The sequence below is a fragment of the Bacterioplanes sanyensis genome (assembly GCF_002237535.1).
Taxonomy (GTDB): domain Bacteria; phylum Pseudomonadota; class Gammaproteobacteria; order Pseudomonadales; family Oceanobacteraceae; genus Bacterioplanes; species Bacterioplanes sanyensis_A.
Genome location: NZ_CP022530.1, coordinates 2,945,663 through 2,956,746, shown reverse-complemented (window position 1 = coordinate 2,956,746; position 11,084 = coordinate 2,945,663). Strand labels below are relative to the sequence as shown.

At 57.7% G+C, this 11,084-nt stretch carries 8 protein-coding genes; all 8 read left to right on the top strand.

All coding sequences use genetic code 11. The annotated features are described in order from the left end of the window. Positions 1 to 49 precede the first annotated feature (49 nt). The 8 genes from glmS (at position 50) to CHH28_RS13610 (ending at position 11,050) form a co-directional block, all read left to right on the top strand. Positions 50 to 1,870 carry a glutamine--fructose-6-phosphate transaminase (isomerizing) gene (gene glmS, locus CHH28_RS13645; RefSeq protein ID WP_094060827.1) on the top strand — a complete coding sequence of 607 codons (1,821 nt, stop codon included), beginning with the start codon at positions 50 to 52 and terminating at the stop codon, positions 1,868 to 1,870. Positions 1,871 to 1,875: 5 nt separating this feature from the next. Then, on the top strand, positions 1,876 to 2,619 hold the full coding sequence (locus CHH28_RS13640; protein ID WP_094060826.1) for an acyltransferase: 744 nt from the start codon (positions 1,876 to 1,878) through the stop codon (positions 2,617 to 2,619). Beyond that, positions 2,616 to 3,734 carry a glycosyltransferase gene (locus CHH28_RS13635; protein ID WP_094060825.1) on the top strand — a complete coding sequence of 373 codons (1,119 nt, stop codon included), beginning with the start codon at positions 2,616 to 2,618 and terminating at the stop codon, positions 3,732 to 3,734. Before CHH28_RS13640 ends, CHH28_RS13635 begins: the two co-directional genes overlap by 4 nt. Beyond that, entirely contained in the window at positions 3,731 to 5,230 is a 1,500-nt protein-coding gene (locus CHH28_RS13630; protein WP_094060824.1) for a GumC family protein, read from the top strand. Before CHH28_RS13635 ends, CHH28_RS13630 begins: the two co-directional genes overlap by 4 nt. A gap of 197 nt (positions 5,231 to 5,427) precedes the next feature. Beyond that, positions 5,428 to 7,941, top strand: coding sequence for a hypothetical protein (locus tag CHH28_RS13625; protein ID WP_157729918.1), 2,514 nt, complete (start codon positions 5,428 to 5,430; stop codon positions 7,939 to 7,941). Between the two features lie 175 nt (positions 7,942 to 8,116). Then, positions 8,117 to 9,193: a glycosyltransferase gene (locus CHH28_RS13620; RefSeq protein ID WP_094060822.1), complete on the top strand. Its 1,077-nt coding sequence runs from the start codon at positions 8,117 to 8,119 to the stop codon at positions 9,191 to 9,193. Further along, complete coding sequence (locus tag CHH28_RS13615; protein WP_199243905.1) at positions 9,193 to 10,392, top strand: glycosyltransferase family 2 protein; 1,200 nt, start codon at positions 9,193 to 9,195, stop codon at positions 10,390 to 10,392. The genes CHH28_RS13620 and CHH28_RS13615 overlap by 1 nt, the downstream gene beginning before the upstream one ends. A gap of 13 nt (positions 10,393 to 10,405) precedes the next feature. Continuing rightward, positions 10,406 to 11,050 (top strand): sugar transferase, encoded by a 645-nt coding sequence (locus tag CHH28_RS13610; RefSeq protein ID WP_233243625.1) that lies wholly within the window; start codon positions 10,406 to 10,408, stop codon positions 11,048 to 11,050. The last annotated feature ends 34 nt before the right edge of the window (positions 11,051 to 11,084 follow it).

Sequence of the window (11,084 nt, the reverse complement as noted above, 5' to 3'; positions counted from 1 at the left end):
GGCACGAGCCCTGCTGTGACCTCTGTGTATTCGAAACAGGAGCGGCATTATGTGCGGAATATTTGGTGCCACTAATGGCAGTTCAGTCACTTCCAGTCTGCTGGCTGGCTTAGAAGCGCTGGCCTATCGCGGCTATGACTCCAGCGGCATTGCCATTGCCGCGGCGAACGGTCTGCAGCGCCGTCGAGCCGAGGGCAAAATCGGCAATTTGCAAAGCACCATTGAGCAAAGCCCCGTTGATGGCAACACAGGCATTGGCCACACCCGCTGGGCCACCCATGGCCGTCCAGATGAGCGCAATGCTCACCCCCATATGACCGAGCAAGTCGCCGTGGTGCACAACGGCATCATTGAAAACTATCAGCAACTGCGGCTACAGCTGCAAGCGCAAGGGGTGGCCTTTGACAGCGACACCGACAGCGAGGTCATTCCTCGGCTCATCAGTCAGCAAATGGCGCAAGGGCTGGATCAAGCCGAGGCCATACGTGCCAGTTTGCAACAATTGAAAGGCAGCTTCGCCATCGCCGCCATTTTTAGCGACTCACCGGATTGCATCTATGCCGCGCGTATGGGCAGTCCGCTGGTGATTGGCAAAGCGCACGATGCTCATTACTTGGCGTCGGACAGCAACGCACTGGCCAGCAAGGCAACCCTGGCGTGCCACCTTGAAGACGGCGATCTGGCGTATATCCGCCGCGACCAGCTGCACATTCACGATCACACCGGCGCTTTGGTCGAGCGGCCGTTTGAGGTACTGGAAGAAAGCCGAGTTAATAACGGCAAACAGGGCTACGCCCACTACATGCTGAAAGAAATGCACGAGCAGCCCGGCATTATTGAAAAACTGCTGCACCATTACGGCGATCACGCTGCAGGCACCTCGCTTGACCATGCCAAGCTGACGTTGCAGCACAGACAGCGCTTGGGCATCGTCGCCTGCGGTTCGTCATATTATGCCGGCATGGTAGGCAAATACTGGCTGGAGAGCATTGCCTCATTGCCCGTCGATCTCGACATCGCATCAGAGTTTCGCTATCGCAATACGCCACTGTCATCCAGCAGTGCGCATTTGTTTATTTCCCAGTCCGGTGAAACGGCCGACACCTTGGCAGCGCTGCGTTACACCAAACAGCTGGGCATCACTAGTTTGAGTTTGGTCAATGCGCCTGCCAGCGCCATGGCCAGAGAAAGCGCTGGCTTTATCGAAACACTGGCAGGCGCGGAAATTGGCGTGGCCTCCACCAAAGCCTTCACCGCACAGCTGATGATGCTGGCCCTGCTGACGCTGCGTCTGGCAGAAAGCAGCGCTCACTGCGACGCGGGCACCGTCAAGTACGCGATGGATTCCTTGCGCCACCTACCTGAGCAAATGCGCCAGATGCTAAAACAGCAGGACGCCATTCAAGCCATTGCCGGTCGTCTGCGTCGCGCCAGAAACGTGCTCTATATCGGCCGTGGCATGGCGTACCCACTGGCGCTGGAAGGCGCATTAAAACTGAAAGAAATCAGCTACATACACGCCGAAGCGTACCCTGCCGGTGAACTCAAACACGGCCCCATTGCGTTGGTCGATGACGAACTGCCAGTGATCGTACTGGCACCGCCCGGCGAGCTGCAGGAGAAGACGCTGTCGAATCTGCGCGAAATCGCCTCCCGCGGTGCGCAGATCACCTTAATCAGCGACCAAGCCGGTGTTGACCTAGCAGCGGATGGCATCCAGGACGCCATTGTGATGCCCGATTGCAACGCCATGGCGATGCCCATGTTGTACACCTTGCCACTGCAGCTGCTGGCTTACCGTGTTGCCCTGCTCAAAGGCACCGACATTGACCAGCCACGCAACTTGGCCAAATCCGTCACGGTGGAGTAACGACTATGACTCAGTTCAGCATCGCTAACATTCGCCAGTGGTTGAAAACCAGCCCACATCCATTGGCTCGCTCGCTGTTTGCGCTCGCCAAGCGCATTCGTAACCCCGAGTTGCCAGCACCGAAACTGCTGTTTCGTTTACTGCACGGGGTGTACATGGCAGTGAGCCAGCTGCTCGGTGCCACCTTGCGCATCGTCTGGTGGACGCCGCTATTCAAAAGCCAACTGAGCCGCTGCGGCAGCAACCTGTATCTCTACGGAGGCCTGCCTTACCAAAGTGGTCCGCTCGACCTGTGCGTCGGTCGCGACTGCCGTATCTCAGCGCACAGTACCTTCTCCGGGCGCACCTGTGCACCGAGCACACCCACCTTGGTGGTGGGCAACAACGTCGACATCGGTTGGATGACCACCATTGCCGTTGGCAGCCGGGTATTGATTGGCGACAACGTGCGCATTGCCGGTCGCGCCTTATTAGCAGGCTACCCCGGCCATCCATTGGACGCCGAGGAGCGCGCCGCTGGCATGGCTGAGCACGATCACCAAGTCGGTGACATTGTGCTGGAGCCCGATGTGTGGCTGGCCACCGGTGTGTCGGTGATGGCAGGAGTCACCATCGGCCGCGGCACAGTCGTCGCCGCTGGCAGCGTGGTGACCCACGACTTACCGCCAGGCGTATTGGCCGCAGGCATTCCCGCCAAGGTGATCAAGGTGCTGAACAGCACTGCAGCGTCGGCGAGGAAAGCAGCATGACTCGTGATCTGATCGTATTCGGCGAAGACTGGGGAGGATTGCCATCCAGCACCCAGCACCTGATCCGCCGATTGCAGCACCAGCGCAAGGTCGTGTGGGTAAACTCCATCGGCCTAAGGCGCCCGCAGCTGCACTGGCGCGACATCAAACGCGCGTTTTGCAAACTAACAGCACGACGCTCACCTAACCCAAATCAGCCACAGCCAGAGAGCACACCGCGAATTGTGCATCCTCGCACCCTGCCAGCACCGCGCAGTGCCCTAGAGCGGCGCCTGGCGCGCGAGTTACTGCAACGCCAGTTGGCGCCGGTGTTGCACCAAGAACGGCTGCACCGTCCGATTCTGTGGACCTCCCTGCCAACGGCGGTCGATATGGCCGGCTGTTTGGGAGAATCAGCATTGGTGTACTACTGCGGCGACGACTTCAACGCCCTGGCCGGCGTTGACCATGACACCGTCAGCCAACGTGAACAGGAGCTGGTGCAACGCGCCGATTTGATTCTGGCGGCCAGCGAGAACCTGGCAGCGCGCTTCCCGTCGGCTCGTACCCAGCTGTTGCCGCACGGCGTCGACTATCACAGTTTCGCCAGTCCTGCGCCCAGAGCGCCAGACCTGCCGAACGATGGCCGTCCGATCGCCGGTTTTTATGGCAGCCTGTCGCAATGGATCGACATCGAGCTGTTGCAGCAAACCGCCAGCGCCCTGCCACATTGGCACTTTGTGTTTGTCGGACAACCCGTGGTGGATATCAGTGCGCTGCAGCGGCTAGAGAACGTCACCTTTTTGGGTCCGCGGCCACATGGCGAGCTGCCCAGTTACAGCCAGCATTGGCAGGCGTCGCTATTGCCATTTCGGGATAACGCGCAAATCCGTGCCTGCAACCCATTAAAACTGCTGGAGTACATGGCGGCTGGTCGGCCCATTGTCAGCACGCGCTTTCCTGCACTGAGTGCCTACCCTGGGGCAGTCAGCGTTGTCGACGGCGTCGATGATATGGTCGCCGCACTGCAACGCGCCGCCAGCACAACAACACTGGATAGCCAGCAGCAGCTGGCTTCGCAACACGACTGGGACCGTCGGGCCGATCAACTCGAACAGTGGCTGGAGTCGCTATGAAAAGTCTCACCTACCGCGTGTATTTATTGTTAGACGGCGCCTGGAGACGGCGCTATCTGATCGTATTGCCGATACTGATTCTGCCATTTCTTGGCAGCGCGGTGGGTTACATCACACCGAAAAAGTACGCCTCTCATACCAGCATGTTGATTCAGGAAACGGCCAAAATGAATCCGTTTTTGAAGGACTTGGCCGTGTCGGCCATGCTTAAAGAGCGCATTGGTGCCCTCACCACCTTGCTCCACAGCCGCCATATTTTGGGGTTGGTGGCAAAGGAGCGTGGGCTGATCGAAGACGACAGCTCACCAGAGCGCCACGATGAGGTCATTTCCGAGCTGTCGTCCTCGCTGTCGGTGGAAATGATGGGCAAAGACCTCATTCGTATCGACTACCGTGCCCGCCAGGCTGATGGGGTGAAAGAAACGCTGGAGGCTGTCAGCAAACATTTTGTAGAGCAGCTGTTGGCACCCGAGCGGTCATCGATGCAGGACTCTAGCTACTTCCTGTCCGAACATTTGAAGCAACGCCGCCAGGAACTGGAAGCCGCCGATCAGGCGCTGGCGGAGTTCAAAGACAAACACGCCGATGAGCTGCCGGAGCTGCAAATGGCGCAGTTCACGCGCCTAGCACAACTCAAGCAGCGGCTGGCCGAGAAACAAGCGGAAATGGCTGGTGCGCAAAAAAGCCTGGGCGGATTGGATCAACAACTGTCCAAAACCAACCCAGTGGTGGGCCGTATCGAAGAGCACATCGTGGTGATTCGCGGCGAACTGGCGCTGCTGCGGGCGCGTTACACCGACAACCACAGCTTGATTCAGGGCGCGCTACGCAATCTCAAGCGTTTGCAGCAGGAGCGTCAGAAAATACTGGCCGACACCGAGCTGACGGTCGATTCCGACAAACTGTGGGACATCGCCAGCAGTACCGTGATGCAAGACGATAACGGCGGCGCACAACCGCTGCTGATTTCGCAATTGGAGCAATTGCAACTGGCGCGCAATAAGGTCGACGGCCTGATGGAAGAAACCGCCAGCTTAAAACGTATGATTGCTGAGCTGGAGGTGAAAACGTCTGGCTTTGGCGATCACGAGCGCCAACTCAAACGCCTGGAGCGCGATCAAAAAGTAAAACTGGAACTGTACGAAGACCTGCTGCAACGCCATGAAATGGCGCGCATAACCGGCTCATTAGGCATTTTTGAACAAGAGAAGCGCGTCAAAGTCATCGACCGCCCCTTCACGCCCACCGCACCGTCCAACCTGCCGTTGTGGATGTACGCCATCGCCGGCGTGATCGGCGGCATTTTCCTCGGCTCCGGCTTGGCCTTAGTGATGGAGCTGACCGACAGCACCATTCGGCGCAAAGATCAGGTGATGACGCTAGCGGGCATTCCAGTGTTGAGTCGCATTCCACCCATGACCCAGCAACCAGAGGAGTTTGGGCTGGTATTCGACGAAGACGGAGACATCATCGCCTCGAGTGGCTCGCACGGATGAAACAGCACTGGCGCAGCTGGCGGCGGTCCAGAGCGGCGGCACGCCCTTTGGTGGTAGCAGCTCTGACTCTATTGGCTCTGGTTCTGATCCTGGTTCTGACCCTGGTTCTGGCTCTCACAGCCACAGCGTTTGTCAGCGGGTCACACGCTGCGCTGCAGCCGACGCTGATCAGCTCGGCGCGGGCAACGATCGAGGCTATGCGCGGTGGCCTGCGTACGTTGGATTTGCGCCATCAGCCGTTAGACCTCAGCAGCCAGATCAGGGTGCGCGGGCACAATCGCAGCAGCAGCGAACAGATCGTGGTGATCCGCATCGACGATCAGCTGAACCCCAGCTACGCAGAGCGCGCCAACATTGAACGCCGCGTCGGTCCTGGCCAGTTTGAACTGCACCTAAACCTTGCTGGCCTGCATACCCCGTCCGGCCGCCCATTACCACTGCGCAACATCATGCATGCAATGGCCTTCAGAGCACATGACACGGATGCCGTGGCGCTGACCGAAGTCACGCTGGTGGCCACAGAGCCTCTACCCGAAGGCGCCTTAGGTTGGGATTTAGGACCCAGCAATAGCGCCGTGTGGCCCGGCTTTATGCCACTGGATGAACACAGCCAATGGCTCAGTGGACAGCTGCAAGCCGTCGATCGTGGCCGCCGCAAACAAGCTGCCGATGCCCTCACCATCGACGGCATTCGCGGCATTCGTGCTATACAGCTGCCGCTCAGCTCAGGGCACTGGCGCATTACTCTGTGGCTGCGTGACAGCGGCGAGTGGGAGTATCTGCCGCATCCACTGACACGCACCGTGCACGCCAATGGCCAGTTGGTCCATCGGCGTTCACTCACGGCCAGCGAGTGGATTGCGCGCGACTATTTGGCGCTCAGCCACAAAGAACCTAGCCCGACGGATAACAGCTGGACTTTGTATGGCCAGCGCCTGCGCCAGCGTGTGAGCTTTGAGGTAAAGGTCGTCGACGGGGTGCGCATTGAGCTAAACGGCCAGCAACCGGAGGCTGGTTTTGTGGCCGCCATATTGGCCGAGCCCAGTCATGCAAAATCCGCTTTGGCTAAGGTCGAACAGCAGCGCGCTCAATGGTGGCAACGTAGCTGGAGCATCGAGCCTTGGCCTATTTCGCCTTCAGTATCGAGCGGCTACTCAAACGACCAGATCAACAACCAGTCGAATACGCAGGCAAACACCCTACCTAACACGGATTTGGTCAACCAACCGAGCAGCAAACCAGGTAGCCAGGCCGAGCACGCTCTTGGCCACCACTTGGCCGCCGCCAACAGTCGTGTGCGTATCCGGTGGTCGCTGCCACCGGGCGTTTGGCCGCTGCAGGACTTTCACTTGCGCGAGCCGGTGCGCGAGCATTTGCGTTTATCCACCGACATGCGCTGGGGGCAATGGCGATTGCAACGCAGCACCCTCTCTTCTACCCGCTTAATCGCTAACGACGGTTATTTGCGTGCCCGCATTGAGGGAGCGTCATCTGCTGCATTGCCGCGAACATTGGAGCTGTTGGTGGACGTGCCGGCGCAAACGCCAGCCGGGCTTTACCGGGGCGAACTGCTGGGTCCTGGCAACGCCGCTGAGCCACATTCACAAACTCTGCGGTCATGGCCATTTACCATTGAGGTGCTGCCCATTGCATTGCCGCCCGCCGACCGTCCCGCAGGGGTGTATTTGGAGCGCCCAGTGCACTTTGACTGGTTTGACCCCATGGCCGCAGCCAAGGCCACAGAATGCGACATGGCGTATCTGCGTAAATTAGGGCTAACCGCGCTGGCACCACCGCTAACAACGCCCAACGATGCCGCTGCTACTCAGGCCATAGCACAGCAGCTGGCCAGCACGCAGCATGCTGGGTTTCACCAGCCCGTTCTGGCCTATACGCCGCTCAAGCGTCTGATCGCAGGCTCAGGTGTCGACGGTGCCGTACGGCAACTGCAACAGGTGCAGCAGCAACTGCTTGCCTTAGGCCAGACACCACCTTTGTGGGTCAGTGCAGACGAGCCTTCGAACCCTGGCAGCAAAACCCAACTGCAGCGCATTTATCGCTACGCGCGCGCCTTTTCGTCAGAGTCGATATCTGAAGCACCATCTGAGACTTCATCTGAATCATCATCGGAAGCCAAACCCGCTCCCACAAAAACGCACAAAGCGGCATCACCCGCCATTCGCTTGGCCGGTCATCTGAATCATCCAGAAGACGACGCGCTGCTGGAATTTTTCGATGCGGTATTGTTAAACGCCGGCTATGAGTTGACCCGCAAACGGCTGGCACAGGTTAAGCAGCAAGGTGTTGAGGCGTGGTTTTACAATCTGCACGAGCAAACGCGTTTGGCCAGCGGATTCTATTTATGGCGCAGCGGCGCAGCGGGGTATCTGCATTGGCATGCGCGCATGCCCACTGCCGACCCATTTGATCCCACCGATGGCCGAGAAGACGATGTGCAGCTGCTGTACCCCAGCGCAACCGTCTGCCCTCACACACCCGACATCGATGCCCAGCTGTTGGATTTGAGCGATGGCATACAGGATTTGCGCTGGCTCCTGTGGCTACAACAGCAATCCTCCGCTGACGCTACAGCACTCGTTAAACAACTGCGACAGCAGATCCCGACCAGCTGGAAAGACGCCAAACACATAACCAACCGGACGCTGAGTCACTGGCGCAGTCAAATCATGCAGTTGGCCAAACAGCAATAACCTGAAGGCCGGACGCGAATTTGCTTTGCATTCTGCAATGACACTTTGCGAGCGCTCACCGCCCCACTCGCACGAAATCACATAAGCCATTGAAATAAAACAACTTTAAACCAAAACACGGCATTGGCACGCGGGCTGCAACCGCCTATGCACAGCCCTTTTCAGGAGACAGCCCGTGACTTCCATAGTGCAAATTGTTCAACACCTGCGCCCCGGTGGCATAGAGACCATGGCGCTGGATCTGGCCAGATTTTCGCGCCACCCAGATTGCCTGATCATCAGCTTGGAAGGGAATAAACAAGATGCCATCGCCGCTTGGCCACGCCTAGAGGCGGTCGCCGATCGCTTGCTGTTCCTGAACAAACCCGCAGGCGTCAGACCGGGGTTGATTATCAAACTGGTGCAGCTGCTGCGACGCATTCGCCCGCTCACCGTCCATACACATCATATCGGCCCGCTGATCTACGCTGGCACCGCCGCGCGGCTGGCAGGTATCCAGCATCTGATTCATACCGAGCACGACGCTTGGCATCTCAGCCAGCCACGCCGTCGCCAGTTACAAGGCCAGTTGCTGGCTTTGCTGCGCCCGACGCTGGTGGCTGACTCTCACAGTGTGGCCTGCAGTTTGAAAGAGTATTTTCCAGCACGCACGGTGCAGACCATTCGCAATGGTATCGACAGCGAGCAGTTTGTTCCTGGCAACCCATTTGAAGCGCGGCGCAAGTTGCATCTGCCCCTCAATGCCCTGTTGGTCGGCTGCAGCGGGCGCCTCGAAGCGGTGAAAGGACAACATCTGCTCATTGAAGCCTTGGCCGGACTGGATGAAAAAATCCATGTTGTGTTAGCAGGGTCCGGCTCCCTGGAGCAACGCTTACGCGATCAGGCTGAGCAAGCCGGTGTCAGCGAGCGGGTACACTTTCTTGGCCACCTGGATTCGATGCCAACCTTTTACCGCGCCATCGACTTGTTTTGCCTGCCGTCTTATCAGGAGGGCTTTCCGCTATCGCCACTAGAAGCACAGGCCTGCGGCGTTCCGAGCATCGTCACCAATGTCGGAGGCTCGGCTGAAACCGTTTGCCCATTCACTGGCAGCACCATTTCCCAAGGCGATGCCAAGGCTTTAACCGCCTCCATCGCCCATATGCTGCGCCGCCCCCCCAACCACTCGCCACGCACCTTCGTTACCGAGCAAGGCGACGTGCGCGACATGGTTAAGGCCTATGAATCGCTGTCAGGCGAAGGAGTCAGATGATGGATATCGTCGTTATTGTGATCACGGTGCTCAGCGGCGCCTTGGTGGTCTATCACCATGCGTTGTATCCGCTGCTACTGAAAAAGCTGGCGCGGATAAATACGGCTCGAAGTTGCGCCGAAAATAGCACCGAAAATAGCGCCGAAGTAACAGCGCACACCCATGCCCTGCCCACCATCACCATCGTGGTGCCGGCTTATAACGAACAGCAGTGGATCGCGGAGAAAATTCGCAACTTAGCGGCACTGAATTACCCAGCCGAGCTGGTTCACATCATCATTGCCTGCGATGGCTGTCGCGATAACACCGCACAAATAGCGGTGCAAACTCTACAGGAGCCCATTTGCCGCGATGCCAACATCACAGTGAAAAATTTCCTTATCAATCGCGGAAAAGTGGCGGTGATTAATGACGTCGTGAGCCGCTGCTACAGCGATTTGGTCATGCTGACCGACGTGTCGGCGCTGCTCTCCATCGACGCTTTAACAATTGCCGCGCAGCGCTTTGCTGATAACAACATTGGCGTCGTGAACAGCCGTTATTGTTTATGGCAAGCAGGCTCCGCCGGTGAGGCCTTGTACTGGCGTTATCAAAGCGACATCAAACAGTGCGAAGCCAACCTTGGCTCAACATTGGGCACACACGGTGCTTGTTATGTATTCCGCCGCCGCCTGTTTACCCCACTGCCCGGCGACACCATCAACGACGACTTTATCTTGCCCATGAGCATCGTCGCGCAAGGCTTTCGTTCAGTGCAAGAACACAACTTGATAGCGCTGGAAATGGAAGCCAGCGATGAGCAAATGGATTTCAATCGCCGCATTCGCATCAGCGCTGGCAACCTGCAACAGCTGTGGCGGCTGAAAACACTGCTGCATCCCAAACACGGTTGGCTGGCATTTAATTTTGCCTCGGGCAAAGCCCTGCGCGTGTTGATGCCGTACCTAATGCTGTTGGCTCTGATCGGCAGTTTGTGGCTGGCACCAGAGTCCTGGTTGTTTGCTCTGCTGGCAGGGCTGCAAATCCTAGTGTACAGCCTTGCTGTCTGGGGCATTGGCCGCCAGAGCAGCCACCGCATCACCAAAGCGTTAGCGTATTTAGTAGCAGGCCATGCTGCCAGCTTGTGGGGTAGCCTGCGCTACGCCATGGGGCTGGAGCGCGGCCGCTGGCACCGCATTACTCAAACCCCTCAGCCATAACCGGAGTATTTTTATGAATACTGATATGTTTTCCATCAACCCTTTCACCCTGGCAGCCAAACGCGTATTTGATATCGTGTTTGCCTCCGTCGGACTGTTGCTGACCTTGCCGTTGTTTCCCTTAATTGCACTGGCCATCAAACTCGAATCCAAAGGGCCGGTATTTTTTAGCCAAACTCGCATCGGCAAAGCCTTGCCCGATCGTACATTGCTATTTGATATGATTAAATTTCGCACCATGATCCAAGACGCTGAAAAGCGCACTGGCGCCACCTGGGCCAGCAAGCGTGACCCTCGCATCACCCGGGTCGGCATGGTGCTGCGCAAAACGCGGCTGGATGAGTTGCCGCAATTTATTAACGTTATTAAAGGCGATATGTCACTGATTGGCCCGCGCCCCGAGCGCCCTGGGTTTTATCAGAAATTAGAAACCGCCATTCCATTTTTTGCCGAGCGCACCTATGGCGTCAGTCCCGGCATTACCGGCTTGGCGCAAGTCAATCAAGGCTATGACACCTGCATTGACGATGTACGCTCCAAAGTCGGCTTTGACCATCGCTATGCGCTCGCGCTGGGAGATGTGTGGTCGTGGCTGAAAATGGATTTATTTATTGTGGTCAAAACCATCGGTGTGATGGTGATGGGCCGCGGTCAATGAAATACCGCGACCTTAAGATAAAAACTGGCCGGTC